Here is a 25,026-nt window from a genome sequence, read left to right as displayed (position 1 = left end):
GCGATGCCGGCCACGGTGCTGGTGCTCGGCGGCACGGCCGAGGCCAGGCGGCTGGCCGAGGCGCTGACCGGGCGCGCCGGCCTGCGCGTGGTGTCCTCGCTGGCCGGTCGCGTCGCGGCGCCGGTCCTGCCGGACGGCGAGGTGCGGGTCGGCGGGTTCGGCGGCCCGGAGGGGCTGGCCCGGTGGCTGCGCGCGGAACGGGTGGCCGCGGTGATCGACGCCACCCACCCGTTCGCCGCGCACATCACCGCCTCCGCCGTGGCCGCGACCACCGCGCTCGGGGTTCCGCTGCTGGTGCTGCGCCGCCCCGGCTGGCGACCGGAACCCGGCGACGACTGGCGCTGGGTGCCGTCCCTGCCGGCGGCCGCCGACACCCTCGCCGGGCTGGGCGAGCGGGTGTTCCTCAGCATCGGCCGGCAGGGGTTGGCCGCGTTCGCCGGCCTCGCCGCGCACTGGTTCCTGATCCGCACCGTGGACGACCCGGCACCGCCGCTGCCGCGCCGCGCCCACCTGCTGCGCGACCGTGGACCGTACACAGTGGACGGCGAGCTGGAGTTGCTGCGCCGGCACCGGATCGACGTGCTGGTCACCAAGGACAGCGGGGGAGCGGCGACCTCGGCCAAGCTGGTGGCCGCCCGCCGACTCCGGTTGCCGGTGCTGATCGTGCGCCGACCACCCGCCCCGGACGCGCCGCACGTGGAGACCGTGGCGGGCGCGCTCGCCTGGCTGGCCGGTGTGCTCGGCTGAACCGCGCCGGCGGCTGATGCGGGGAGCTACCGCGCCAGCCGATCCGGAAAGCCACGTCACGGGATCGGCGATTTTCCGCGTCGCGGTGAACCGGCCGCGTCCGGAGCGCGTAGCTGCACGTCGGGGGGTCGAGCGCGGCGGGCCGAGGGGATGTGGGGTCCCTCGGCCCGCCGTCACCCACCGCACGTGGATCACCCGCCTCGCCGCGGGTGCGCTGCCCGGTTTCGCGGGCCGCCGATGCGGGCACTCCCCCTGGGAGCTCCCGGACACGTGCCATGTCTCCGTCGCGCCCCGGCGGCGCGCGTTCGGGGACGGGCACTGACAGCCGACGCTTTCCAGGGACGGCGATGGGCGTGGCGCAGCGGCAGAGCGCGGCACCGTTCGTGCCTTCCGGGGCCGGCATCGACGAGCTCCGCGAGGCGGCGAGCGGATGCCGGGGATGTTCCCTGTACCGCGACGCTACCCAGACGGTGTTCGGCCAGGGGTCGCCGCGGGCGCGGCTGATGATGATCGGCGAGCAGCCCGGCGACCGCGAGGACCGGCAGGGCGCGCCGTTCGTCGGGCCGGCCGGGCGGCTGCTGAACCGCGCACTCGAGGAGGCCGGCCTGCCGCGTGACTCGGTGTATCTCACCAACGCGGTGAAGCACTTCAAGTTCGAGCGGGTGCATGGCAAGCAGCGCATCCACAAGAAACCCAGCCGCACCGAGGTGGTGGCCTGCTGGCCGTGGCTGGCCGCCGAGCTGGGCGTGGTCCGCCCGGAGTTCGCGGTGTGTCTCGGTGCCACCGCCGCACAGGCGCTGCTCGGCACCTCCTTCCGGGTCACCGCGCACCGCGGCGAGCTGCTGGACGGCCCCCGCTACGCCGACGACGCCGACCCGCTGGTCGTGGTGGCCACCGTGCACCCGTCGTCCGTGCTGCGCGCCCCCGACCCGGAGGCCCGGGAGGACGCCTACCGGCGCCTGGTCGCCGACCTCGGCGTGGCCGCCTCCGCGATGGCCGGCTGGTAGCCGCGGCATCCTCGGCCGCTTCATCCGATCCCGCACGTCGCCAGCCGGGCGTACCGTTTCATCCCGGGAGCGACCAAGGGAGTTCCGGTGATCGCGTCAAGCCGCGGCACGGAAGCGACCGCGGCGCTCAACCCGCGGACAAGGAGTTGACGCATGCGCAGGCGGCGGACGGTGGTGGCGCTGGCGGCGGTCGCCGCGGTGGCCGTGGCCGGCACGGTGACGGCCGTGCTGCTGAGCCGTCACCCGCACGCCGCCCCGCCGCCCCCGCCCCTGCCGCTCACCACCACCGGAACGCCGACCACCACGCCGCCGCCACCGCCGCCGGCCCAGCCGCCGGTACGGGTCATCAAGATCGACAATGTCGCCCCCGCGCGCCCGCACACCGGGTTGGCCGGCGCGGACGTCATCTACGTCGAACCCGTCGAGGGCGGGTTGACCCGGATCGCCGCGGTGTTCGGCACCCGCCTGCCCCCCGTGGTCGGCCCGGTGCGCAGCGCCCGCGAGTCCGACCTGGAACTGCTGCCCGAGTACGGCCGGCCGACCCTCGGCTACTCCGGTGCCGCGCCGCCGCTGCTGCCGATGATCCAGGCCGCCTCCGTGGTCAATGCCTCCCCGGCGCAGGTGCCGAACGCCTACTTCCGGGACAACCGCCGCCCCACGCCGCACAACCTCTACGTGCACCCCGCGGACCTGCCGCTGGGCACCGGAGCGCCCAGGCAGGTGCTGCAGTTCGGACCGGCCCCGCCCGGCGGGGTGCCCACCGCCGACCAGCACGTGCAGTACCAGGCGGCGTCCTACGACTTCCACTGGGCGCCGCCGGGCCAGTGGCTGGTGACCATGGACGGCAGCCCGTTCGTGTCCACCGAGGCCGGCCGGCTGGCCGCCAGCACCGTCGTGATCCAGCGGGTCGCCACGCACAACAGTCCGTACGTGGAGGACGCGCTGGGCAACGTGTCGCCGGTAGCGCAGACCGTCGGCCAGGGTGCCGCCACGGTGCTCCGCGACGGGCAGGCGTTCCCGGCCACCTGGTCGCGGCCCGGCCCGCAGGACCCGACCAGCTACACCACGCCCGGCGGGCAGCCGCTGCCGCTGGCCCCCGGCCAGGTGTGGATCCTCCTCGTGCCGGCCTGAACCCGCGCCCGCGCGTGGTCACCGGCGGCGCCTGGGCACCGCGACGCGGGTCAGGTCCTCGGCGACCACGATGTCCCCGTCGAACACCTCCGCCGCCTCCTCGGCGAACCGCTTCGGGTCCGGGTAGCGCTGGGAGAAGTGGGTGAGCACCAGCCGGCGCACGCCGCACTCGGCGGCCACCGCGGCCGCCTGCGCCGCGGTCAGGTGGCCGTACTCCGCGGCCAGGCCGGCGTCCTCGGCCAGGAACGTCGACTCGATCACCAGCAGGTCCGCGCCCTCGGCCAGCGCGTACACCCCGTCGCAGAGCCGGGTGTCCATGACGAACGCGAACCGCTGGCCGGGCCGGGGCACGCTGACCCGTTCCAGGGTCACCGTGCGGCCGGCGACCTCCAGTGCGCCGGCGCGCTGCAACTCGCCGACCCGAGGGCCGCTGACGCCGAACCGGGACAGCAGTTCCGGCACGATGCGCCGCCCGTCCGGCTCGACCAGCCGGTACCCGAAGGACTCCACCGGGTGCTCCAGCCGCCGCGCCTCCAGCGTGCCGAACGCGCCGGACGCGACCGGACCGTCCACATCGACCGGTTCCTCCCGGATCTCCGCCGTCTCGTGGAAAGCGCTGGCCGCGCGCAGCCGGGCGAAGAAGTGGCCGCCCGACGCCGGGTAGTGCGCGTGCACCGGGTGCGCCACCCGGTCCAGGGACAGCCGTTGCACCACGCCGGGCAGACCGAGGCAGTGGTCGCCGTGGAAGTGGCTGACGCAGATCCGGGTGATGTCGTTCGCGGCGACGCCGGCCAGCAGCATCTGCCGCTGGGTGCCCTCACCCGGGTCGAACAGCAGCCCCTCGCCGTCCCAGCGCAGCAGGTAGCCGTTGTGGTTGCGGCGCCGGCCGGGCACCTGGCTCGCGGTGCCCAGCACCACCAGCTCGCGAACGGACACGCCGGCGAGGCTACCCAGCCCGGCGCCGGACGGTCGGTGATCCCACCACCACACACCGGTACCGCGACCTGAAGGTTTTCCGCTGGTCAGTTCGGCGCGCTGAACGCTTCGCGCCGCCGTGACCGGGGGATTGGACACGGCAGGGTGGGGTTGCGTAGCCTCGCCGCGACCTTCGGAAGCCGATCCCCCGACGGCGCAGGCTGTCCCAGGACAGACCGAGGAAGGAGCCCCGAGCGGTGACCTCGTCACTCCCGAAGCGCACGACCCGTGGCGCGCTGGCGGCAGGCGCGGTGGTCGCCGTGGCCGCGGTGGCCTCCCCGGCGAAGGCCGACCCCAACAACACCCAGGACGCGCTCCAGCAGTTCCAGCAGCTGAGCAGGCAGGCCGAGCAGGTGAACAACGACCTGCTCAAGGCGCAGGACGACCTCAAGGCCAAGCAGGCCGAACTGGACAAGGACAACGCGGACCTGGCCCAGGCCAGCGGAGCCGAGCAGCAGGCCCGCGCCGCCGAGGACCAGGTGCGCGGCCAGGTCGACCAGCTCGCCACGGCCTCCTACCAGGGCGCCCGGTTCAACCAGCTGTCCGCGTTACTCACCAGCACATCGGCGCGTGACTACCTGGACCGGGCCGCCGCGCTGGACCTGCTGGCCGGGGAGAACAACGAGGCCATGGCCAAGCTGGACGCGGCGACCCAGCAGGCCGCGGACGCCCGCAAGCGCGCGGCGGACGCCCGCAACCGCGCCCAGGCCGCCACCGACGCCGCGGCAAAGCTGACCAGTTCCATCGCCGCGCACCAGCGGGACCTGCAGGGCCAGATCGCGCAGGTGCGGCAGGCGCTATCCAAGCTGAGCTCGGCGCAGAAGTCGACGCTGACCGGCAGCGTGAGCTGCGGCTCGGTCAACGTCGGCAGCGGCCCCACCGCGACCGCCCTGCAGGCCGCGCTGTCCCAGTGCGGCAAGCCCTACGTGTGGGGCGGCTCCAGCCCCAGCACCGGCTTCGACTGCTCGGGCCTGACCCAGTGGGCGTGGAAGCAGGCCGGAGTGGACCTGCCGCGCTCGGCCAGCTCCCAGTACGGCGAGGGCAGCCCGGTGTCCGAAGGCGACATCCAGCCGGGCGACCTGGTCTTCTTCGGCAGCTCGGCCAGTTCCATCCACCACGTGGGCATCGCCGTCGGCGGCGGCAAGATGGTTGACGCGCCCACCGAGGGCGTGCCGGTCGGCGTGCACACCATCGCCAGCTACGGCGACTTCTACGCGGCCAAGCGGCTGTAATCGCTTTCCCCGTCACCGGCGCGCGCGCCGGCAGGCCCGTTCCGGCTCGCACGTCGCCGCGAAACGCGCGACGGTCGGGTCGAGGCGGGCCGCCGGCGCGTGGAGAGTATCGGCGGCCGCCTTCGGCGCTGTCGATCCGTGCGCTGCGCACCCACCCAATGGTGTGGAGGGCCCCGTTTGGGGTCCTCCGGCCGGGGTATCGCGACCTAACCTGACTTCCGGCTGGCTCTCCGGCTTTCGACATCGCAGTCCGAACGTGGAGCCCGCCAACCAGTAGTGGGGGACGTATCTCCCGTCACCGGGACCACTGGGCGTGGTGATTGTGCCGGCGGTCGGCGTGACCCTGACCGTTGGTGTACGGAGCTGATTCGCGGCGGAATCGGCACGCCGAGTGGCTCGCGCATGTATGCGCATCCGGTGCGGGAGGAAGGGCTTGACGTAGGCGTGACGACGGGGGGGTCGGTGATGGGACGCAGGCAGCGGAATTCCCGCGACGGCAAGCTGAGGGTGCTGTTCCTCATCCGCGTCGCGGACGGCGCCGAGCAGCGGTTCCTGGCCGCCTACGAGGCGATCCGGCACCAGGTCGCCCGGGTGCCCGGCCACCTGCTCGACCAGGTCTGCCAGTCCACAGAGGACTCCCGGCAGTGGCTGATCACCAGCGAATGGGAGAGCGCCGAACACTTTCTCGCCTGGGAACGCAGCCCGGAACACCGGGAAATGGTCAAACCCATGCGGGACTGCCTGGAACAGCGCGAGTCGCTGCGCTTTCACGTGGTCCGCGAGACGTGACCGCACGGCACGACATCGACGAGCACACGCGCAAGGAGCGGACCGCCATGCAACGTTACGCGCTGAGTTTCGTGGTCAAACCGGGATCGGAGGCCGAGGTCGCCGGGATCCTGTCCAACTACGGCCGGCCGGCGCCCACCGTCGACCGGTACACCCGGTTGGTGCGCACGTCGGTGTTCATGCGCGGCACCCGGGTGGTGCGGGTGATGGACATCGAGGGCGACATGCGGGCCGCGCTGCGGCACCTGGCCGCCCAGCCGGCGGTGCGCGAGGTCGAGGCGGCGATCAACCCGCACCTGGTGGAGCGGCGGGACCTGGACGACCCGGCCACCGCTGCCGCCTTCTTCGCCCGCGCCACGCTGCACCGGGTGGGCGACGACGGTCCGCCCCCGGACGGCGCGCAGCGGCACGCGGTGCTCGTGCCGGTGCTGGCTGGCCGGGGCGGCGCGGTCGCCCACGCGCTGGCCGGCGTGGACCGGGGAACGCCGGCCGGCGCCCGCGGCACCGTGTTCGCCCGCGGCGACGTGGTGGTCTGGCTGCTCGACGCACCCGCGCCGCTGGACCACGCGCTGGCCGACCTGGCCAGCACCGCGGCCGCCGGCCCCGCGCCCGGCGCGCTCGCCGGGGCGCTCGCGCTGGACGCCGACCTGCGCGGCCCGGACGGCTGGCGGGAGCTGTTCCGCGCCGGCGCGATGCGGCTGCTCACCGACCGCCGGGCGGCGGCGCCGCGATCCCATCCGCAACCCGAGGGGAGTGCCACGTCATGACCGCGCAGACGATCCGTGTCGTCTCGGTCGCCGAGATCACGCCGAACACCAGGCGCGGCGGCGACATCCGCGTCCTGCTCGGCCCGGCCACGGTGGGCGCCACCACCGGGTTCCTGGGCGTCGCGATCATCCAGCCCGGCGAGCGGATCGCCGAGCACTACCACCCGTACTCGGAGGAGTTCCTCTACGTCACGGACGGCGAGCTGACCGTCGACCTGGACGGCGTGCCCCACCACCTCGCCGCCGGTCAGGGCCTGCTGGTGCCGAAAGAGGTGCGGCACCGGCTGCGCAACACCGGCGACGTCGAGGCGCGGGCGGTCTTCCACCTGTGCCCGCTCGCGCCGCGACCGGAACTCGGCCACGTGGACACGGAGCAAACCACATGACAACCGGCCGGCAGGTCGCGGTCACCGGGGTCGGCGTGGTCGCCCCCGGCGGGATCGGCGTGCCGGCGTTCTGGGACATGCTCACCGCCGGCCGCACCGCCACCCGGCTGGCCACCCTGTTCGACGCCACCCGGTTCCGGTCCAAGGTGGCGGCCGAGTGCGACTGGGACCCGGCGGCGCACGGCCTTTCCGCCGACCGGGCCCGGCGGATGGACCGGTACGTGCAGTTCGCCGCCGTCGCCGCGGCCGAGGCGGTCGCCGACGCCGGGCTCGACCTCGATCGGGAGGACCCGTGGCGGGTCGGCACCTCGATGGGGTCCGCGGTCGGCGGCACCACCCGGCTCGAGCAGGACTACGTGGTCACCAGCGACACCGGCCGGCGGTGGGTGGTCGACCACCACCGGATCAGCCCGTTCCTGCACCTGGCGCTGACGCCGAGCGTGCTGGCCGCGGAGATCGCCGAGCAGGTGGGCGCGCGCGGCCCGGTGCAGACCGTGTCCACCGGCTGCACCGCCGGCTTGGACGCGGTCGGCTACGCCGCCCAGCTCGTCGAGGAGGGCCGGGCGGACGTGATGGTGGCCGGCGCCGCCGAGTCGCCCATCTCGCCGATCGCCATGTCCTGCTTCGACGCCATCCAGGCCACCTCGGTGCGCAACGACGACCCGGAACACGCGTCCCGACCGTTCGACCGGGACCGCGACGGCTTCGTCATGGGCGAGGGCGCCGCCGTGCTGGTGCTGGAGGAACTGGACCGTGCCCTGGCCCGCGGCGCGCACGTGTACTGCCGGCTCGCCGGCTTCGCCACCTTCGGCAACGCCTACCACATGACCGGGTTGACCAGGGAGGGTCTGGAGATGGCCGAGGCGATCACCAGGGCGCTCGACCACGCCCGGATGGCGCCCGAGGACGTCGACTACGTCAACGCGCACGGTTCCGGCACCAGGCAGAACGACCGGCACGAGACCAACGCGGTGAAGCGGGCGCTCGGCGCGCACGCCTACGCCACCCCGATGAGTTCGATCAAGTCCATGATCGGCCACTCGCTGGGCGCGATCGGCGCGATCGAACTGGCCGCGTGCGCGCTCGCCATGGCGCACGGCGTGGTGCCGCCCACCGCGAACCTGACGCACCCCGACCCGGAGTGCGACCTGGACTACGTGCCCGGGACGGCGCGGGAGCGCGAGCTGCGCGCGGTGCTCTCGGTCGGCAGCGGGTTCGGCGGGTTCCAGTCCGCCGTCGTGCTGGCACGGGCGGGAGGGCGCCGATGGTGAGCGAACTGGCCGTCACCGGCATCGGCGTGATCGCGCCCACCGGCATCGGGCTGGACGCCTTCTGGAAGGCCGCCGAGCAGGGCAACTGCGTGCTGGACCGGGTGGACCGGCTGGCTGGCACCGGCTATCCGGTGCGGGTCGCCGGCGAGGTCCGCGGCTTCGACCCCGCCGAGGCCCTGGAAGGCCGGATCATCGTGCAGACCGACCTGTTCACCCAGTTCGCCCTGGCCGCTGCCGACCTGGCGCTGACCGACGCCGGCCTCGATCCGTCCACACTGGACCCCTTCGAGGTGGGCGTGGTCACCGCGAGCTACTCCGGCGGCGTGGAGTTCGGCCAGCGGGAGATCCAGGCGCTGTGGCGGGACGGGCCTGACCACGTCGGCCCCTACCAGTCGATCGCCTGGTTCTACGCGGCCAGCACCGGGCAGATCTCCATCCGGCGCGGGTTGAAGGGACCGTGCGGCGTGCTGGTCACCGACGAGGCCGGCGGCCTGGACGCCATCGCGCACGCCGGGCGGGCGATCCGCCGCGGCGCGCGGGCCATGCTGGTCGGCGGCACCGAGGCGCCGCTGTCCTCGCCGTTCGCGCTGGCCTGTCAGTTCGGCACCGGCCTGCTGTCCGCATCGGACGATCCGTACACGGCCTACCTGCCGTTCACCGACGCGGCCGCCGGGTATGTGCCGGCCGAGGGTGGCGCGCTGTTCGTGCTGGAGGACCGGCGCGCGGCCGAGGCGCGGGGCGGGGAGGTGTGGGGCGTGGTCGCCGGGCACGGCACCACCTTCAGCGGGCTGAACCGCTTCGACCCCGGCGGCGAGGGCCTGGTCGCGGCGATCCGGGCCGCGCTGGCCGAGGCCGGGTGCGCGCCCGAGGAGGTGGACGTGGTGTTCGCCGACGCCGTCGGCACCCGCGCCGCCGACGACGCCGAGGCCGCCGCCATCCGCGCCGTGCTCGGCGCGAACGTGCCGGTGACCGCGCCGAAGACCGGCTACGGCCGGGGCTACGCGGCCTCCGCCGCCCTCGACGTGGCGGCCGCGCTGGCCAGCCTGGAACACGGGGTGGTGCCGCCCACCCCGAACGTCACCGCCACCCGGGTCGACCTGGACGTGGTGACCCACCTGGCCCGCCGGGTGGAACCGCGCAGCGCACTGGTGTTGGCCCGCGGCCTCGGCGGAAGCAACTCGGCCCTGCTGCTGCGGCGGGCCAGCGGCTGACACCACGCAGGGCGTACCCGGGACGAGGAAACCGAGGAAGGGAGAGCCGATGTCCGCGAGGGAACTCGAACCGCAGGAACTGGCTGAGGTGATCACCACGGTGGCCGGGGTCACGGTGACCGCGCGGTCGCTGACCGACCCGCCGACCCGGACCTTCGCCGATCTCGGGCTGGACTCGCTGGCGCTGCTCGGCGTGGTCGCCGAACTCAGCCGCCGCTACGGGATCCCGTCCCGCGCCGAGGCACTGGAGTGCCGCACACCGCGGGACCTGATGGCGTTCGTCAACGACGAGATTCGATCGGGAGTGTGAACATGGCCGGGCACACGGAGAACGAGGTCACCATCGCCGCGCCGCTGGAGCAGGTCTGGGAGATCACCAACGACCTGGAGCGCTGGCCGGAACTGTTCAGCGAGTACGCCTCGGTGGAGGTGCAGCACCGGGAGGGCAACCGGGTGCGCTTCCGGCTCACCATGCACCCGGACGGCAACGGGAAGGTGTGGAGTTGGGTGTCCGAGCGGGAGGCCGACCCGCGCACCCACACCGTCCGCGCGCACCGCGTGGAGCCCGGACCGTTCGAGTACATGAACATCGTGTGGACCTACCACGAGGTCGACGGGGGCACCCGGATGCGCTGGGTCCAGGACTTCGCGATGAGGCCGGACGCGCCGGTGGACGACGACTGGATGACCGGCAACATCAACAAGAACTCGAGAATCCAGATGGCGCTGATCAAGGACAAGATCGAGCAGCGGGCCAACCGGCGGCGGCCCCGCCCGGCACCGCCGCCCCGCAGCCGGGCCAGCCGGACCTCCTGAGCCGAACCACCTGGGGGAGAGATGTACCGCACGTTGATCGTGGCCCGCATGCGCCCGGGTTCCGCGCCGGACATCGCGGAGATCTTCGCCGAGTCCGACCAGACCGAACTGCCCAGCCTGGTCGGCGTGTCCTCGCGCAGCCTGTTCCAGTTCGGCGACCTGTACATGCACTTCATCGAGGGCGACAACCCGGTGGGGGAGGCCGTCTCCGCGGTCGGCGAGCATCCCGAGTTCCGCCGCGTGTCCGAAGCGCTGCGCCAGTACGTCTCGGCCTACGACCCGGAGCGGTGGCGCGGCCCGCGCGACGCCATGGGCGTGGAGTTCTACCGGTGGGAGCGCCCGCCGCGGTGAGCCGCCGGGTCGAGCCGGACGTCCCGGGCCGCACGCCACGCGCGTGCGGCCCCGGTGACCGCGGGACGCTCAGTGCCCGTTCCCGTACTCGTCATCGCGGTCGGTCCGGTTCCGGGACAGGCGGTCAGGAACGAGCGGCATGCGCGGCGACGGTGGCCGCCAGCTCATCCAGTTCCCGCAGCGTCTCGTCCCTCGGCCTGGTCGGCAGGTACAGCAGGATCCGCTCGGCCCCCAGCTCGGCGTACCCGTTGATCACCTCGGGGTCGTTCGGCGCGGCGTAGACGGTGAACGGCACGTCCCGCCCGGCCCGCTCGCGGATCTCCTTGAGCGCGCTGGCGTGGTCGGCCGGGTTCGGCCGCGGGTTGGGCAGCCACGCCGACCCGTGTTCGGCCACCCTGGCGTACGCGGCGGGGCTGTCTCCGCCCACATAGATCGGCGGGTGCGGCCGCCGTACCGGCTTCGGCCAGCAGAAGATCGGGTCGAAGTCGACGAATCGGCCGTGGAACTCGGCCTCGTCCTCGGTCCAGATCCGCCTGATCGCCGCCAGCCGCTCGTTGACCAGGGCACCCCGGGTACGCGGATCGGTGCCGTGGTTGCGCATTTCCTCGCGGTTCCAGCCGGCTCCCACGCCGAACACCACGCGGCCGTTCGACACCAGGTCGAGGCTGGCCACCTCCTTGGCGGTGATGATCGGGTCACGCTGGGAGAGCAGCACGATGCCGGTGCCCAGCAGCAGCCGCTCGGTGACCACCGCCGCGGCGGTGAGGCTGACGAACGGGTCCAGCGTGCGGTAGTAGCTGCGGGGCAACTCGCCGCCGCCCGGGTAAGGGCTTTCCCGGCTGGTGGGAATGTGCGTGTGCTCGGCCAGGAACAGCGAGTCGAAGCCGCGCTCCTCGACGGCCCTGCCCAGTTCGGCCGGGCGGATGCCCTCGTCGGTGACGAACGTCGCGATACCGAACCTCATACCTCGGCTCCAGGGTGGTGCTTCTCCCGGACACAGCACGCCATGCCCGCATGGAACCACGCGGGGCGTCTCCCCGCCGACTCGCCGGCCCGAACGGTGCCACCGGCCAGGAATGTTGCCGCCCGGTTATCCGTTGACTCTCCTGCGGACCCGCGTACGGCGGCCCAACCACCCCGGCGCGGCACCCACGTCCCGAGATTCCCCGACATCCCCCGGCGTCGCGTGCCACCGGGCTTCCCGTGGTGACGCACACGGTCATGCGGGAACCAGTCACCGTCGGCGCCCGGCCGGCGGCGTCCGGCCAACCAAGAAGGAGACTGCGTGCTGGAGAGGAACACCGAGGCACCGCGCCGCAACGCGGCGACCCACGACGAGCCCGACCTGGCGCACCACTACCTGAAGGATATCGGATCCACCCCGCTGCTCACCGCCGAAGAGGAGGTGGATCTGGCCAAGCGTATCGAGGCCGGCGTGTACGCCGCCGAGCAGCTGCGCCGGGACGCCGAGGGGGAGGAGCCGCTGTCCGCGGCGCCGATCACCCCGGACCGGCGCCGTGAGCTGGCCGCGGTGGCCGCCGACGGTCGGCGTGCCAAGGATCACATGATCCGGGCCAACCTCCGGCTGGTGGTCTCGGCGGCGAAGAAGCACGCGCACCGCGGGCTGCCGTTCCTGGACGTCATTCAGGAGGGCAACCTGGGCCTGATCCGCGCGGTGGAGAAGTTCGACTACGCCAAGGGCTACAAGTTCTCCACCTACGCGATGTGGTGGATCCGGCAGGCCATCGAGCGTGGCCTGGCCGAGCAGACCCGGGTGATCCGGCTGCCGGTGCACGTGGTCGAGGAGCTGTCCCGGATCGGTCGCATCGACCGGCAGCTCAGTCTGCGCCTGGGCCGGGAGCCCACGGTGCAGGAACTCGCCGAGGAGACCGGCACCCCGGCACACCGCGTGGTGGAACTGCGCCGCGCGGCCCGCGAGGCGATCAGCCTGGACACGCCGATCGGCGAGGACGGCGAGACCCGGGTGGCCGACCTGATCGAGGACACCGAGACGCTGCAGGCCGTCGAGGCGCTGGAGCACCAGGCGCTGGGCGAGGACATCCGGGCCGTGGTGAACACCCTGCCACCGCGGGAGGCACGGATTGTCACCCTGCGTTACGGGCTGCACGGCGGTCAGCCGCAGACCCTGCAGGAGGTGGCCGAGCAGGTCGGGCTGACCCGGGAACGGGTGCGGCAACTGGAGAAGGCGGCGCCGGCCGAGCTGCGCAACCCGGACCGGCGGCCGCCGCTGCTTGAGTGGGCCGGCTGAGCCGGCCCACCGGCTCCCGCCGGGTTTGGCCGGCCGATCGGCACGGCAACCCCAGTGCACGGGCAACAGCGTGCTCCGGAGTCGGACAGACCTGCGACGGCGAGCACGGGAACGCGCCGGGCGAAGCCCCACGATCGCGGGGGCGGGGCGCCCCATCAGGCACAACCGGCGGGTGCGATGCCATCGCCGCGCCCCGGCGACGCGATCGGGGCACGCGTTTCGGAACAAGCGCAACACCCGGTCCCGGGTGGGGTGAGTGGAGGAGCGTGATGACGAACTTCTTCGAAAGCGGCGGATTCGGTGGGAGCCCGTTCGACGAGTTCCTCGCGCACTTCTTCGGCGCCAGCCCACGGGGGCCCGTGCGCCGGGTGGACATCACCCGGCTGATGAGCGACCAGGCCCGCCAACTGCTCGCCGACGCGGCGCGGCAGGCCGCCGAGCGCGGCATGCCCGACCTGGACGCCGAGCACCTGCTGTGGGCGGCCACCCGGGGCGACCCCACCCGGCAGCTGCTCAGCCGCGCCGGCGCCGACCCCGACGCGCTGGCCCGGGAGATCGAGTCCCGCTGGCCCAACCGCGGCGGCGGCACCGGTGACGTGGTACCCGCGCTGGCGCCGGCGGCGAAGCGCGCCCTGCTGGACGCCCACCAGGTGTCCCGGATGCTCGGCTCCTCCTACATCGGCCCGGAACACGTGCTGCTCGCGCTGTCCGCCAACCCGGACTCGGTGGCCGGGCGGATGCTGCGCGCCGCGCACGTCACGCCGGAGAGCCTGCAGGGCGGCGGGCAGCCGGGCGCCGAGCAGCCCACCCGCACCGGCCCCAGCAACACCCCCACCGTGGACCAGTTCGGCCGGGACCTCACCGACCTGGCCCGCACCGGGCGGCTGGACCCGGTGGTCGGCCGGGACGAGCAGATCGAGCAGACCATCGAGGTGCTGTCCCGGCGGACCAAGAACAACCCGGTGCTCATCGGCGAGGCCGGCGTGGGCAAGACCGCCGTCGTCGAGGGCATCGCGCAGCGCATCGCCGACGGCGAGGTGCCACGGAACCTGGCCGGCCGGCGGCTGGTCCAGCTCGACCTCACCGCGATGGTCGCCGGCACCCGCTACCGCGGTGACTTCGAGGAGCGGATGACCAAGCTGATCGACGAGATCCGGACCAACGGGGACCGGCTCGTCGTGTTCATCGACGAGCTGCACACCGTGGTCGGGGCCGGCTCCTCGGAGGGGTCGATGGGCGCGGGCAACATGCTCAAGCCCGCGCTCTCGCGCGGCGAGCTGCATGTCATCGGCGCCACCACGCTGACCGAGTACCGGCAGAACATCGAGAAGGACCCGGCGCTGGAACGGCGGTTCCAGCCGGTGCTGGTGCCCGAGCCGAGCGTGGCGGACACCGTGGCGATGCTGCGTGGCCTGCGCGACCGCTACGAGGCGCACCACCAGGTGCGGTTCACCGACGCCGCGCTGGTGGCCGCCGCCGAGCTGTCGGACCGCTACATCACCGACCGGTACCTGCCGGACAAGGCGATCGACCTGCTCGACCAGGCCGGCGCCCGGGTGCGGCTGCGGATCGGCGTGCCCGCGACCGACCTGCGCGAGCTGGAGCAGCAGGTGGAACAGCTGGCCAGGGACAAGGACCAGGCGGTCGCCGACGAGCAGTACGAGCGCGCCTCCGAACTGCGCGACCGGATCGCCGAACTGCGCGGCCGGATCGAGCAGCTGCGCGGCAGCCGGGACGAGGGCGGCTCCGGCGTGCCCGAGGTGACCGAGAACGACATCGCCGAGGTGGTGTCCCGGGCCACCGGCATCCCGGTCAGCCGGCTCACCGAGGAGGAGCGGGACCGGCTGCTGCGCCTGGAGGAGCACCTGCACCGGCGGGTGGTCGGCCAGGAGGAGGCGGTCGCCGCGGTGGCCGAGGCGGTCCGCCGTTCCCGCACCGGCCTGGGTGACCCACGTCGCCCGGTGGGCAGCTTCCTGTTCCTCGGCCCGACCGGGGTCGGCAAGACCGAGCTGGCGCGCGCGCTGGCCGAGGCGCTGTTCGGCAGCGAGGACCAGATGGTCCGGGTGGACATGAGCGAGTTCCAGGAGTCGCACACCAGCAGCCGGCTGGTCGGCGCCCCGCCCGGCTACGTCGGCTACGAGGAAGCGGGCCAGCTCACCGAGGCGGTGCGCCGCCGGCCCTACTCGGTGGTCCTGCTGGACGAGGTGGAGAAGGCCCACCCCGACGTGTTCAACCTGCTGCTGCAGATGCTCGACGACGGCCGGCTGACCGACGGCCAGGGCCGCACCGTCGACTTCAGCAACACGGTCGTCATCATGACCAGCAACATCGGCTCCGACCTGATCACCAGTTCCACCGGCGGCGGCCTCGGGTTCGTCTCGGCTGAGCGCGATGACCCCAGCGAGAACCTGCGCGAGCGGCTGATGCGCCGGCTGCGGGACTCCTTCCGGCCGGAGTTCCTCAACCGCATCGACGAGATCATCGTGTTCCGCCGGCTGGAACCCGAGCAGCTTCGCCGGATCACCGAACTGCTGCTGGAGGACACCCGGCGGCGGGTGCACGGCCAGGGCATCGAGGTGGAGTTCACCGACGCCGCGGTGGACCTCATCGCCCGGCACGGCCACCAGCCGGAGTTCGGTGCCCGGCCGATGCGGCGCACCATCCAGCGCGAGGTGGACAACGAGCTGTCCCGGCTGATGCTGGACGGCCGGCTGATGCCGGGCCGGCGGGTCGTGGTGGACGCCGACGACGACCGGCTGACGTTCCGGGTGGACGCGGCCCAGGGCAGCGTCAGCAGGTAGCCGAAGCCTTAGGGTGGGCGCATGCCGCGAGAACCCGATGACGTGGGCTCGCCCACCCGCGCCGGCATGGCCGCCCCGGCGCGCGGCGCCGCCGCGACGGATCCCGGGGCGGACGGCACCGCGCTGATCCGCGACGTCGTTGGCGTCGTCCTCACCCACCTGCCCCGGCTGGTCGACCAGCTCGTGGAGATCGTGCAGGGCGCGGAGCACCCCTACCGGCGCGGCGGCGCGATCCCGGACGCGGACATGCGGCGCTCCTTCCACGACAACATGGCCGGGGTGCTGCGCGTGTTCGCCGGCACCACGCCGGACGGGCCGGAGGCGGCGGCGGTGCCCCGGGAGACCGGGCGGCGCCGCGCCGAGCAGGGGGTGCCCCTGGAGTGCGTGCTGCACGTCTACCGGCTGGGTGCCCAGCTGCTGTGGGAGGCGCTGCTCGCCGAGGCGCGGTCCCGGCCGCCCGAGGTGCTCGGCCACCTGATCGACCGGGCCAGCCAGCTGTGGTCGGTGGTGGACCGGTACTCGGTGGCGTTCGCCGACGGGTACCGGGCCCGCGAGGCGGAGACGCGCCGGTCCGACGCGCGCCGCCGGGACGCCGTGCTGGACGCGCTGCTGGACGGCCGGGGCGCCGAGCCGGCGGTCGCCGCCGAAGCGCGCGCGGTGCTCGGCCTGCCCGCGCACGGCCGGTACGTCGTGGTCACGCTGGTGCCCGCCCCGGCGGCCGGCGGGCTGCCGCGCGCACCCCGCGACGCGCTCGCCGCGCACGGCATCGCCTCCGGTTGGCGGGTGCGCGCCGACCGGGAGATCGGCGTGGTGTACCTGGGCCGGGCACCGCTGCGCCGGGTGGTCGCGCTGCTGCAGGCCGGCCCGCGCGGCCGGATCGGCGTGTCCAGCGAGGTCGACGGGCTCGCCGAGATCGGCACCGGGTACCGGCTCGCGGAGACCGCGCTGCGCACCCTGCCCGAGGGCGCCGCGGCGGTGGCCGTGCTGGACGACCGCCTGCCCGAGGCGCTCGTGGTGTCCAGCCCCCAGATCGCCCAGCGCCTCGCGCACGGCACCCTGGCCCGGGTGCTCGACCTGGACCGCGCCGAGCGGGACGTGCTGCTGGACACCCTGGAGGTGTGGTTCGGCTGCGAGCGGTCCGCGAGCCGCGCCGCCCAGGCGCTGCACTGCCACCGCAACACCGTGCTCAACCGGCTCCGCCGCATCGAGAAGCTCACTGGGCGGTCCCTGGAGGACGACCGGCACCAGCTCGCCTGCCGGCTGGCCCTGGTCGCCTTACGTACCCTGCCGCGCACCGCCCCCGCACCGGGACCCGGCGACCAACCCCGGCTCGCGACCTCCTGACGTCCCACTGACCCGGGGTCGCCGCCGTACCTTCCGCCCACCGCCACCGTCGGTCGCCCACCGAGATCCGGTGGATGGCGGATCGCCGGACCCGTTCGGCCGGGCTCTCGCCCGGCTAACGACGGTCGGTGTGCCCGAGGTCGCGGCCGGGCGCGATTCGGTCCCGTACCAGCTGCTTCAGCGTTGCGAGCTCGGGGAACCCGCCCCGCTCCGCGCGCGACCACACCGTTTCGCCGTCGATGCGGATGTCGAAGACGCCGCCGGTCCCGGGGATCAACGCGACCTCGCCCAGCTCGGTGGTGAACGTGGTCAGCAGTTCCTGCGCCGTCCATCCGGCGCGCAGCAACCACCGGCACCGCGTGCAGTACTCGATCTCCAGGCGGGGCTGCCCTGCTGTCACGGCGTTCAGTATCGCCGCAGGCCACGGGTTGTGCCGCCGATACTGGGACCAACTCGGCATAGTTCCAAGCCGACTGTCCGGTCGGCCGACGTCTCGGCGCGCCCCGACCCACGACCATGTTCCGCCAGCGGTGTCCCGCGTACGCTTGATCCACCTCTTCACCGGAGCCCGCGGTTGCCCGGACGGTACCGGGGCTTGGTGAAAGAGGTCCGCACGGCTTCCGCGAAGGGGACGGTGGTCTCGTGGACGCGAGCACGTCTTTTGGTCGACGACTGCAGCAGTATCGGCGCCGCACCGGCATGTCCCGGGCAGTGCTCGGCGGACTCGTCGGACGCTCCGCGGAGTGGGTCAAAGCGGTCGAGACCGGCAGGCTGCAGATGCCTCGGTTGTCCATGCTGCTGAAGATCGCGCAGACGCTCGAACTCTCCGACCTCGCCGAGCTGACCGGCAATGGCCACGCCGTGCCGGTTCAGCTCTTCGCAGGCGAACGGCACGCGGCGCTGTCGGCGGTACAGGCGGCACTCACCGAGTACCGGGTGAACCAGCCGGCCACGCCGCCGAACGTGACGCACCTGGCGCTGCGGCTGCGGCAAGCCTGGCAGGTGCGTCACTCCACACCCGACCACCGCACCCAGCTCGGCGCACTGCTGCCCGGGTTGATTCGTGACGCGCAGCAGGCGGTGCGTGCCACTTCCGGTGAAGAGCGACGGCACGCCCGCCGGGTGCTGGCCGGTGTGTACCGTCTCGCCGACTTCTACGTCGCCTACCAGCCGGCACCGGAGCTGGTGTGGCTGGTCGCCGATCGGGCACTACACGAAGCGCAGGAAGCAGATGATCCGTACGCGATCGCGGGTGGCGCGTGGGCGATGGTGCAGGCGCTGCGGGATGCTGGCCGGTGGTCCGAGGCGATCATCCTTGCCGAGGACGCCAACCGTGCCCTGCGACCACACCTGGAGGGCGCCCCGGAGGACTGGCGCGGCATTTCGGGGGCGCTCCACGCGGAGATCGCGTATGTGCACGCGCGCCGAGGTCGGCCCGGCGCAGCGTGGGCGGCGCTTGAGCGGGCGGACGCGGTGGCACGTCGGTTGGGCTCCGCGTACCGGCACGTGCAGACCTCGTTCTCGCAGGCGGTGATGGCCGCGCATGCGACCACGGTCGGCGTGGAGCTGCGTCGGCCCGGTGAGGCGTTGCAGGCGGCCAGCAGCATCGACGCGGACGCGATCCCGTCACTGGCGCGGCGAAGCCGGCACCTGATCGAAGTGGCCCGCGCTCACCACCAGCGCGATGAGCGACACGCGGCGCTGGCCCTGCTCGACAAGGCGGAACGCACCGCGTCGGAAACCATCCGCTACAACGGCTTCGCGCGGGAGATGCTGCTCGACCTCTCGGCGCGACCCCCGTCGGGAACGCGGGACGAGGTACGGAGCTTGTGCGCGCGGGTCGGCCTCGCGGTGTAACCCGACCGGGTGGAGGTACACGCTGTACCTTCCGCGGACTCGAAGATCCATAGCGTCGCCTCCGACAGGAGGTGATCGCAGGGGTTCATGTCGATCTCACGCCGCGCCCGATGCTCCCCGGCCAGGTGCCCGCCGACCATCACAGCGGGCGGCCGCGGTGACGGCGCCGAGACTGCTGCTCGTCCGGTTGCGGCGCGGCGTCGTGGGAGAGTCGCGCCGGGTCGTGCACATCGTGGCGTTTCCGGACGGTGAGGAGATACCCGAGTCGCTGACGGCCTACTGCGGAGAACTGATCCTCCGAGGCACCGCCGAGGCACTGACGAAGCCGTGCGGGATGCCCTGCACCCTGTGTCTTTGGCGCGCTCCGCTGCCGCCTCCGCCCTCCGAACTGCCGGCCGGTGCCTGACGCCCCGCTTAGGCCCGGGGAGCAACACGGCAGTGGCGTGTTCCGCCGCCTGGTGCACCGTGTCGAGCCGGGCGCGTACTCCATCAATCTCCGTGGCGTCCGTCTCCACGTCGCCCGCTGCGGAGCGGTGTGCGTCCCGGTGGCAAGTAGGCTTCCCGGCGGGCGCGTGCTCTGCGTCGAGTGCTTTCCTCGGTGCTGATCTGACTGGGCGGCCGGATCTTCTGGAACGCGGTGTTGGGTACCGGCCGTCCACGCGGCGGAAACCCGCGGCGCCACCCGTGGGTCTCCGCCGCGCGAACTCGGCCTACCGACCGATCACGGCTGGTTGGCGATCAACGGGATGGCCACCAGGATCGTGTCGGCGACCATCACCAGGCTGGCGCCGCGCCGGCGCATAGCGACCGAGCTGGCCAGGCGGTCGGCCGCGGAGCGACGGAGCAGCGCCAGAGCGTCCACCGGGAAGACCGCGCTCACCGCGACGCCGAGCAATGCCCAGGCGAGCCCGTACTGCCGGACCAGGCCCCAACCCAGCAGGCCCAGCCCGGTGGCGGCGAGCACGCTCGCCGCCACGAGGGTGGGTGCCGCACCGAACCGGACGGCCGGTGTCGTCATCCCGGTCGCGGCGTCGCTGGCCCGGTCCGGTATGGACCACCAGGAGGCGCGCCCGGTGACCAGGAGGCCCAGCCCGAGGAAGATCGGCCATGCCGACCACGCCGGGTCGGGCTGGACCGCGCCGGCCGAGACCAGGCACGGCAGCAGACCGACGGACAGTCCGAGGGCGACCGGGTTGGCGAGCGGCCGCCGTTTCAGCCGCACCGGTTCGAGGTTGTAGAGCAGGTTCACCGCGACGGTCGCTGCGGCGGCGGCCGCGGTCAGCCAGTGCTGCGTCCGCAGCGACACCGCGACGGCCATGGCCAGTGCCCAGGCCATCTCCGCCCCCGCCAGGAGCACGACACGGTCGCGGCCGATGCGCAGCACCGCGCTCGCCACGCGGCCCTTGTCCCCGGCCAGCGCGTCGGTGCGCACGTCGGCGGCGGCGTTGAGCGCGTTCAGCGCGATGATGAGCACGAAGCTGATGGTGATCGCGGTGAGCACGGGCGGCCCGGCCAGTTGCCGGGCCGTACCGGCGGCATAGGCGGCGCCACAGCACGCGTAGCACAGGTACCGGACCGGAAACGGGTACTCGAGGCGATGGACGCGGCGAAGATCGCGCCACATGGTGCCCGGTTTGCTGGGGACGTTCAACGGTGGCACGCGGTCACGACCATTCGCAGGTTCGCCGGCGGGGCGCTCGCCGCCCCGCGGAGTTCCGGCCGCGGCACGTCCGGGTCGACACAGCGAAGCTCGCGGCGGCGGAGGACAGCGGCGACGATCATGCGGATCTCCAGCAGTGCCAGGTCGCGGCCGAGGCAGTACCGGGACCCGCCGCCGAACGGGAAGTAGTGGGCACCCGATACACGGCGGCCGAGGAAGCGGCCGGGATCGTAGCGGTGTGGTCGGGGGAACCGGTCGGGGTGCCGGTGTGCGAGGTAGACGCAGGGGGTGAGGACGCTTCCCGCCGGCAGCGTCCTGCCGAGCAGGTCGGCGTCGGCGGGCAGGATCCGCTTCTCGGTGACGATCGCCGGCGGGGTCAGCCGCAGCGCCTCCTGCACGGCGGCGTGCAGCAGCGGAACCCGGGCGGCGTCGGAACCGTCGTCGGAGGTGGCCGCCAGTTCGGCGAGGATGTCGCGGCGCACGCCGTCGTGCCGGTCCAGCCAGTACAGCGTCCACGCGATCGACGAGGCCGTCGTCTCGTACCCGGCGAAGAGCAGGGAGGCCACCTGGTCGCGCAGCTCACCGTCGTCGAGGTGGCCCAGCGGCCCGTCGCCGGCGCGCAGCAGGCCAGCCAGCCCGGCCGGCCGGGTGCTCGCCGCGGCTTCCGCCGAGCGCACCAGCGCGCGGTCCAGGTCGCGGCGGAACATCGGGCGTGGCGCCATCGCGATCGGCCACCACGCGTGGGTGCGCAGGAACCGGTTGGCCAGGGCGCGGTGCGGCGCCCCCAGGGTGTTCTCGATCCACGCGCTGAACGGGGCGAGCAGTGCACCGTCCGCCCTGCCGAGGACGATCCGCGAGATGACCCGGAGCGTGAGGTCGCGGGTCCACCGGGGCACCCTGATCACGTCTCCCGGGCCCAGCGCGTCGATCGCGGAGTGCGCGGTGTCCGAGACGATCTGCCGGTGGACCTCCCGTCGGCGGCCGGTCAGCGCCGGGCCGAGCACCCGGCGGTAGGCGAGATGCCGGGGGCCGTCGGTCCACAGCAGGGAACGCTGGCCCAGCATGCGGGTCAGCAACCGGCTGCCCGCATGGCGCAGGTCCTGATCGTTGCGGTGGATCCAGGCCACCGCCTCCGGGTGCCAGACCAGCAGCCGCGGCCGCGGCCGCGGGCGCAACTCCAGCACACCCGGTGCGGTGGCGTGGGAGTCCAGAAAGGACGGTGCGCGGACGGCGAGGCGGAACTCGTCGCGGTTCATCGGTATCACTGCTCCCCGGAGATCGCTGGCTGCTCGGTGCGTACCCGGTCGACCATCGCCCTGACCCGCGACCTCGTGCGCGCCAGGGACAACGCGGCCAGCACCTCGGCACGCACCACACGCACCGGCAGGTAGAGATCCTTGTCGTGCCAGAGCGCGGGATGCACCCGAAGATCGGCGCCGCGCAGCAGGAAGGCGCAGCCGCGCGCCGCGGCGTGCGCCAGGGCCTGTCGGGATGCCGCGTCCCGCGCGCGTGGCCAGGCGAGCAGCAGGGTCTGGACGGCGTACGCGGTCTCCTCGGATGTGCCGCCCCACTGCCCCCAGGACCCGTCCGGATGCTGGGTGTCCAGCACCCACCGGACCGCCCTGCGCACCGCGCCCGCCGATGCGGGAGTGCCGTAGCGGGCCAGCGCGGTCGCGCACCGTACGGTGGCGTAGTAGGCCGACGCGTGCCACTTGTCGCGCCACCGTCCCTCGGGCTCCTGGTGGTCGGCCAACCAGGCGGAGATCGTGCCGATCGCGGCGCGGTAGCGGTCGCGTGGCACGGGCTGTCCGCCCGGCAGGGATCGCAGCCCCAGCGTCGCGCCGAACGCCTCGAGAACGTGCGCGTTCGTGCTGGTCGACGGGGTCCGCTCGGCCGGGAAGCAGGCGAAGTGCGTCGGCTGCTGGTAGGCGAACAGGCATTCCGGTGAGCGGGGACTGCCCACCTGCACCAGCGCCAGCAGCGCGGTGGCCGTGTCGTCCGCGTCCGGGGGAAGACCGGGTCCCGCCGGCGCCCCCAGCCTTCCGAAGCCGGCGTGCAGGCCGTCCAGCACCGCGCGCGGCACCGGAACCGTGAGCCCCGCACCGAGCAGCGCGGCGCACACCCAGGCGCGTTCGAAGAAGGCGACCGGCGTACCCACCGGCACGGGCCCACCATGACGGCCCTGCACCGCCAGCAGGTAACGCGCGGTCGCGTCCGACTTGGCCGGCGGCGGGTTTCCGAGCCACGCCGCGGTCGCGGCGGGCGAGCATGCCACCGCACCCAGCACCGGGCGCACGCCGGCCGCCTCCCGCGCTTGCACGCCGACGACCTCGAGCGAGTGCCACAGCTTGGTGGGCGGTGCGGCCCCGCCGCCCACCGCCTTGCGGAGCCTGGCCAGCGGCTCGGCGCGCATGCCGCGTGGCAGCGGGAGGCGGGCGCCATGGAAGGCGTCCAGCCCGCTGACCCGTTCCGGGATCAGCCCGGCCAGCGCGGCGTTGATCTCGTCGATCAGCGCCGGCACGATGAACTCCGCGGCGACGGTGTCCGGCACCGGCACCCGGTGCCCGCGGCGCAGCCACTCGAACAGCGCGGCCAGCCCGCGCCGCACCGCGCCGACCAGTGCAGCGCGGTCAGAGCCGGGTTCGGGCCCGGTACTCCGCGGGCGCAGGCCGGCGAGCAGAGCCTGGGTCGCGCTCAGGGTGGGAATCAGTCCGTAACTGTCCGGGCCGCCCCATCGGCCATTCGGATGCTGCTGCCGTAGGAGGAAATCCGTCCGTGCCCGGTGTCCGGCCAGCCAGGGTGCCAATGCGACCAGCCGAGCAGTTTCGTAAACGGAGACGGAGGTATTCCCCCAAGGATCGGAACACATTTCAGTCAAAAGTGTTGTGCCTTCCTTCTTGATGCGGGCATGCCACGACCCCACAGCGCGTCCTTCCCCGACAAGGTCCGCACGAAGTAACTAACGAGACAACACGATCAGATATCCCAACGGCTACCCCGAGTAGCGTATTGGGCCGTGTGTCCCAACATCAACATCCGAACGGGTGTATGTCCATGGGGTCAAGTGGGCGTCCACTGCAGAGTGGCAGGTCAGCGGGCATGTCGCCCATGGGTGCCACAAATTGATCACTCGAACGGGTTACTGTGGCGGGGGAGGTTCGGCATCTTTGTGTCGCTGCCGTGTCGCGGTTCCGCAACAGTCGCGTGAAGAGCTGTTGACGTACTCGCGTGTTGCGGTATGGCCGGAAATCGGTCGTGCCGGCGTGCGATGTTTCGGGCGGGTCAACGGGCGCGATCCGCGGAATCGGCCGGCGACAGGTGGCGCGGCTTTCCCTGGCCGTCTTGGTGCGGACGTCCGGCGTGGTCGGGCCCGGCCGCCCGGGCCGCCCCCGGCCGTCGGCGCAGGCGTCCATGGCATCCGGGTGCGTCCCGGCGCCGCCGCCCGGACCGGGGCGGGTCGCGCGGCCGGCTGCCGCCCGATCGGACATCGCGAGCAGCGACGGCTCCATCCGGCCGATTAATCTGTTACCCTCTGCCTCGGTACCATTACCTTGGGGTGCGCCACTACGCGGGATGATCGGGGAAGGGCGCAGCGTGAACGAGGCGGTCTCGGTCTGCGGCACGATCGACAAGGGCAGGCCCAGCCTCGCCCGCATCCGTGACTACTGGCTCGACGGCAGCCAGCACGTGGCCGCCGATCGCCGGCTGGCCAGCCAGTTCGTCGTGTGCGCGCCACACCTGCCCTACCTGGTACGCACGCACCGGCATTTCCTGCGCCGGGTGGTCAGCTACCTCGTCGCCGCCGGGGTACGGCAGTTCCTCGACCTCGGGTCCGGCCTGCCGACCGCGGGCAACGTCCACGAGATCGGGCAGAGCCTGGCCCCGGACTGCCGGGTGGTGTACGTGGACAACGACCCCCGCGTCGCCGCGCACGCCCGCCGCCTGCTCAGCGGAACGCCGGGCGTCGCGTTTCTCTGCGCGGACCTGCGCGACCCCGGCGCGGTGCTCGGCGCCGTCACCGGCGAAGGCCTGCTGGACCCCAGCAGACCGGTCGCCGTGCTGATGATCGACGTCCTGCACCTGGTGCCGGACGCCGACGACCCGGCGGGACTGATCGCCGCCTACACAGCATCGGCCTGCCCCGGCAGCTACCTGGCGCTCTCCCACACCGCTCGGGAGGACCCGGGCATCCGCGCGGGACTGGCCCTGTTCACCCGCATCTACCCCGACGAGTTGCCCCGCTTCAACTTCCGCACCCCGGCCGAGATCGCCGGTCTCGTCGCCGGCCTGGAACTCGTCCCACCGGGTGTGGTTCCGGTACCGCTGTGGCGGCCGGAGCCGGACGCGTCCGCCGACCGCCACCCGGAGCGCTTCGCCGGCTATGCCGCGCTCGGCCGAACCCGCTGACCTCC

The 25,026-nt window shown here is 73.3% G+C and carries 24 protein-coding genes; 18 read left to right on the top strand and 6 right to left on the bottom strand.

The annotated features are described in order from the left end of the window. The first annotated feature begins 3 nt into the window (after window positions 1-3). From FFT21_RS06670 to FFT21_RS06660, 3 genes are all read left to right on the top strand, one after another. A complete protein-coding gene (locus FFT21_RS06670; RefSeq protein WP_137812881.1) occupies window positions 4-747 on the top strand; it encodes a cobalt-precorrin-6A reductase in 744 nt (247 codons plus the stop codon). 347 nt (window positions 748-1,094) lie between these two features. Beyond that, window positions 1,095-1,754, top strand: a complete 660-nt coding sequence (locus FFT21_RS06665; RefSeq protein ID WP_137812880.1) for a UdgX family uracil-DNA binding protein — start codon at window positions 1,095-1,097, stop codon at window positions 1,752-1,754. Window positions 1,755-1,907: 153 nt separating this feature from the next. Then, a complete protein-coding gene (locus tag FFT21_RS06660) occupies window positions 1,908-2,885 on the top strand; it encodes a DUF3048 domain-containing protein (protein ID WP_137812879.1) in 978 nt (325 codons plus the stop codon). 18 nt (window positions 2,886-2,903) lie between these two features. Here the strand turns inward: FFT21_RS06660 and FFT21_RS06655 are convergent, their stop codons facing one another. Then, complete coding sequence (locus tag FFT21_RS06655; protein ID WP_137812878.1) at window positions 2,904-3,821, bottom strand: ribonuclease Z; 918 nt, start codon at window positions 3,819-3,821, stop codon at window positions 2,904-2,906. A gap of 236 nt (window positions 3,822-4,057) precedes the next feature. Here FFT21_RS06655 and FFT21_RS06650 point away from each other — a divergent pair, with 236 nt between their 5' ends. The 9 genes from FFT21_RS06650 to FFT21_RS06615 all read left to right on the top strand — a co-directional run bounded on the left by FFT21_RS06650 (window position 4,058) and on the right by FFT21_RS06615 (window position 10,683). Continuing rightward, complete coding sequence (locus FFT21_RS06650) at window positions 4,058-5,092, top strand: C40 family peptidase (RefSeq protein WP_153816537.1); 1,035 nt, start codon at window positions 4,058-4,060, stop codon at window positions 5,090-5,092. 465 nt (window positions 5,093-5,557) lie between these two features. Further along, window positions 5,558-5,881 carry an antibiotic biosynthesis monooxygenase family protein gene (locus tag FFT21_RS29580; protein WP_225978147.1) on the top strand — a complete coding sequence of 108 codons (324 nt, stop codon included), beginning with the start codon at window positions 5,558-5,560 and terminating at the stop codon, window positions 5,879-5,881. Beyond that, window positions 5,878-6,648: a SchA/CurD-like domain-containing protein gene (locus FFT21_RS06645; protein ID WP_225978146.1), complete on the top strand. Its 771-nt coding sequence runs from the start codon at window positions 5,878-5,880 to the stop codon at window positions 6,646-6,648. The genes FFT21_RS29580 and FFT21_RS06645 overlap by 4 nt, the downstream gene beginning before the upstream one ends. After that, a complete protein-coding gene (locus tag FFT21_RS06640; RefSeq protein ID WP_137812876.1) occupies window positions 6,645-7,034 on the top strand; it encodes a cupin domain-containing protein in 390 nt (129 codons plus the stop codon). The genes FFT21_RS06645 and FFT21_RS06640 overlap by 4 nt, the downstream gene beginning before the upstream one ends. Further along, window positions 7,031-8,305 carry a beta-ketoacyl-[acyl-carrier-protein] synthase family protein gene (locus FFT21_RS06635; RefSeq protein WP_137812875.1) on the top strand — a complete coding sequence of 425 codons (1,275 nt, stop codon included), beginning with the start codon at window positions 7,031-7,033 and terminating at the stop codon, window positions 8,303-8,305. The genes FFT21_RS06640 and FFT21_RS06635 overlap by 4 nt, the downstream gene beginning before the upstream one ends. Beyond that, on the top strand, window positions 8,299-9,516 hold the full coding sequence (locus FFT21_RS06630; RefSeq protein WP_137812874.1) for a beta-ketoacyl synthase N-terminal-like domain-containing protein: 1,218 nt from the start codon (window positions 8,299-8,301) through the stop codon (window positions 9,514-9,516). The genes FFT21_RS06635 and FFT21_RS06630 overlap by 7 nt, the downstream gene beginning before the upstream one ends. 49 nt (window positions 9,517-9,565) lie before the next feature. Continuing rightward, window positions 9,566-9,826, top strand: a complete 261-nt coding sequence (locus tag FFT21_RS06625; RefSeq protein WP_137812873.1) for an acyl carrier protein — start codon at window positions 9,566-9,568, stop codon at window positions 9,824-9,826. 2 nt (window positions 9,827-9,828) lie between these two features. Continuing rightward, complete coding sequence (locus FFT21_RS06620; RefSeq protein ID WP_137812872.1) at window positions 9,829-10,332, top strand: SRPBCC family protein; 504 nt, start codon at window positions 9,829-9,831, stop codon at window positions 10,330-10,332. A 21-nt stretch (window positions 10,333-10,353) separates the two neighbouring features. Next, window positions 10,354-10,683 carry a TcmI family type II polyketide cyclase gene (locus tag FFT21_RS06615; protein ID WP_137812871.1) on the top strand — a complete coding sequence of 110 codons (330 nt, stop codon included), beginning with the start codon at window positions 10,354-10,356 and terminating at the stop codon, window positions 10,681-10,683. Between the two features lie 124 nt (window positions 10,684-10,807). On the opposite strand, the gene FFT21_RS06610 is transcribed toward FFT21_RS06615, so the two are convergent. Next, window positions 10,808-11,647: an LLM class F420-dependent oxidoreductase gene (locus tag FFT21_RS06610; protein WP_137812870.1), complete on the bottom strand. Its 840-nt coding sequence runs from the start codon at window positions 11,645-11,647 to the stop codon at window positions 10,808-10,810. A 321-nt stretch (window positions 11,648-11,968) separates the two neighbouring features. Between FFT21_RS06610 and FFT21_RS06605 the strand changes: the two genes are divergently transcribed. The 3 genes from FFT21_RS06605 (at window position 11,969) to FFT21_RS06595 (ending at window position 17,097) form a co-directional block, all read left to right on the top strand. Next, window positions 11,969-12,952 (top strand): sigma-70 family RNA polymerase sigma factor, encoded by a 984-nt coding sequence (locus FFT21_RS06605; protein ID WP_137812869.1) that lies wholly within the window; start codon window positions 11,969-11,971, stop codon window positions 12,950-12,952. Window positions 12,953-13,221: 269 nt separating this feature from the next. Next, window positions 13,222-15,753: an ATP-dependent Clp protease ATP-binding subunit gene (locus FFT21_RS06600; protein WP_137812868.1), complete on the top strand. Its 2,532-nt coding sequence runs from the start codon at window positions 13,222-13,224 to the stop codon at window positions 15,751-15,753. 21 nt (window positions 15,754-15,774) lie between these two features. Then, on the top strand, window positions 15,775-17,097 hold the full coding sequence (locus tag FFT21_RS06595) for a PucR family transcriptional regulator (RefSeq protein WP_225978144.1): 1,323 nt from the start codon (window positions 15,775-15,777) through the stop codon (window positions 17,095-17,097). A 115-nt stretch (window positions 17,098-17,212) separates the two neighbouring features. Here the strand turns inward: FFT21_RS06595 and FFT21_RS06590 are convergent, their stop codons facing one another. After that, a complete protein-coding gene (locus FFT21_RS06590) occupies window positions 17,213-17,497 on the bottom strand; it encodes an Rdx family protein (RefSeq protein ID WP_225978143.1) in 285 nt (94 codons plus the stop codon). 242 nt (window positions 17,498-17,739) lie between these two features. Here FFT21_RS06590 and FFT21_RS06585 point away from each other — a divergent pair, with 242 nt between their 5' ends. Further along, the gene (locus tag FFT21_RS06585) at window positions 17,740-18,954 is read left to right on the top strand and encodes a helix-turn-helix domain-containing protein (RefSeq protein ID WP_137812866.1); all 1,215 of its coding nucleotides are present in this window, start codon (window positions 17,740-17,742) and stop codon (window positions 18,952-18,954) included. A 157-nt stretch (window positions 18,955-19,111) separates the two neighbouring features. Then, window positions 19,112-19,360, top strand: coding sequence for a hypothetical protein (locus FFT21_RS06580; RefSeq protein WP_192909411.1), 249 nt, complete (start codon window positions 19,112-19,114; stop codon window positions 19,358-19,360). 315 nt (window positions 19,361-19,675) lie between these two features. Here the strand turns inward: FFT21_RS06580 and FFT21_RS06575 are convergent, their stop codons facing one another. The 3 genes from FFT21_RS06575 to FFT21_RS06565 are packed head-to-tail and all read right to left on the bottom strand — an operon-like array spanning window position 19,676 to window position 23,222. Further along, entirely contained in the window at window positions 19,676-20,614 is a 939-nt protein-coding gene (locus FFT21_RS06575; RefSeq protein WP_137812865.1) for a UbiA family prenyltransferase, read from the bottom strand. Further along, window positions 20,602-21,870: a cytochrome P450 gene (locus FFT21_RS06570; protein ID WP_137812864.1), complete on the bottom strand. Its 1,269-nt coding sequence runs from the start codon at window positions 21,868-21,870 to the stop codon at window positions 20,602-20,604. The genes FFT21_RS06575 and FFT21_RS06570 overlap by 13 nt, the downstream gene beginning before the upstream one ends. 5 nt (window positions 21,871-21,875) lie before the next feature. Next, window positions 21,876-23,222, bottom strand: a complete 1,347-nt coding sequence (locus tag FFT21_RS06565; RefSeq protein ID WP_225978142.1) for a prenyltransferase/squalene oxidase repeat-containing protein — start codon at window positions 23,220-23,222, stop codon at window positions 21,876-21,878. A 986-nt stretch (window positions 23,223-24,208) separates the two neighbouring features. On the opposite strand from FFT21_RS06565, the gene FFT21_RS06560 reads away from it, so the two are divergent. Further along, entirely contained in the window at window positions 24,209-25,021 is an 813-nt protein-coding gene (locus tag FFT21_RS06560; RefSeq protein WP_225978141.1) for an SAM-dependent methyltransferase, read from the top strand. The last annotated feature ends 5 nt before the right edge of the window (window positions 25,022-25,026 follow it).

Source organism: Gandjariella thermophila, from assembly GCF_005405885.1.
In the GTDB taxonomy this organism is placed as follows: domain Bacteria; phylum Actinomycetota; class Actinomycetes; order Mycobacteriales; family Pseudonocardiaceae; genus Gandjariella; species Gandjariella thermophila.
Note: the sequence above shows the minus strand (reverse complement) of the source record. Positions and strands in the feature narration are given on the sequence as shown.

Bases quoted from the DNA above. Each gene is read 5' to 3' on its own strand.
- FFT21_RS06670 (WP_137812881.1), top strand. From the start codon at position 4: ATGCCGGCCACGGTGCTGGTGCTCGGCGGCACGGCCGAGGCCAGGCGG.
- FFT21_RS06665 (WP_137812880.1), top strand. From the start codon at position 1,095: ATGGGCGTGGCGCAGCGGCAGAGCGCGGCACCGTTCGTGCCTTCCGGG.
- FFT21_RS06660 (WP_137812879.1), top strand. From the start codon at position 1,908: ATGCGCAGGCGGCGGACGGTGGTGGCGCTGGCGGCGGTCGCCGCGGTG.
- FFT21_RS29580 (WP_225978147.1), top strand. From the start codon at position 5,558: ATGGGACGCAGGCAGCGGAATTCCCGCGACGGCAAGCTGAGGGTGCTG.
- FFT21_RS06640 (WP_137812876.1), top strand. From the start codon at position 6,645: ATGACCGCGCAGACGATCCGTGTCGTCTCGGTCGCCGAGATCACGCCG.
- FFT21_RS06635 (WP_137812875.1), top strand. From the start codon at position 7,031: ATGACAACCGGCCGGCAGGTCGCGGTCACCGGGGTCGGCGTGGTCGCC.
- FFT21_RS06630 (WP_137812874.1), top strand. From the start codon at position 8,299: ATGGTGAGCGAACTGGCCGTCACCGGCATCGGCGTGATCGCGCCCACC.
- FFT21_RS06625 (WP_137812873.1), top strand. From the start codon at position 9,566: ATGTCCGCGAGGGAACTCGAACCGCAGGAACTGGCTGAGGTGATCACC.
- FFT21_RS06620 (WP_137812872.1), top strand. From the start codon at position 9,829: ATGGCCGGGCACACGGAGAACGAGGTCACCATCGCCGCGCCGCTGGAG.
- FFT21_RS06615 (WP_137812871.1), top strand. From the start codon at position 10,354: ATGTACCGCACGTTGATCGTGGCCCGCATGCGCCCGGGTTCCGCGCCG.
- FFT21_RS06610 (WP_137812870.1), bottom strand. From the start codon at position 11,647: ATGAGGTTCGGTATCGCGACGTTCGTCACCGACGAGGGCATCCGCCCG.
- FFT21_RS06600 (WP_137812868.1), top strand. From the start codon at position 13,222: ATGACGAACTTCTTCGAAAGCGGCGGATTCGGTGGGAGCCCGTTCGAC.
- FFT21_RS06595 (WP_225978144.1), top strand. From the start codon at position 15,775: ATGCCGCGAGAACCCGATGACGTGGGCTCGCCCACCCGCGCCGGCATG.
- FFT21_RS06570 (WP_137812864.1), bottom strand. From the start codon at position 21,870: ATGAACCGCGACGAGTTCCGCCTCGCCGTCCGCGCACCGTCCTTTCTG.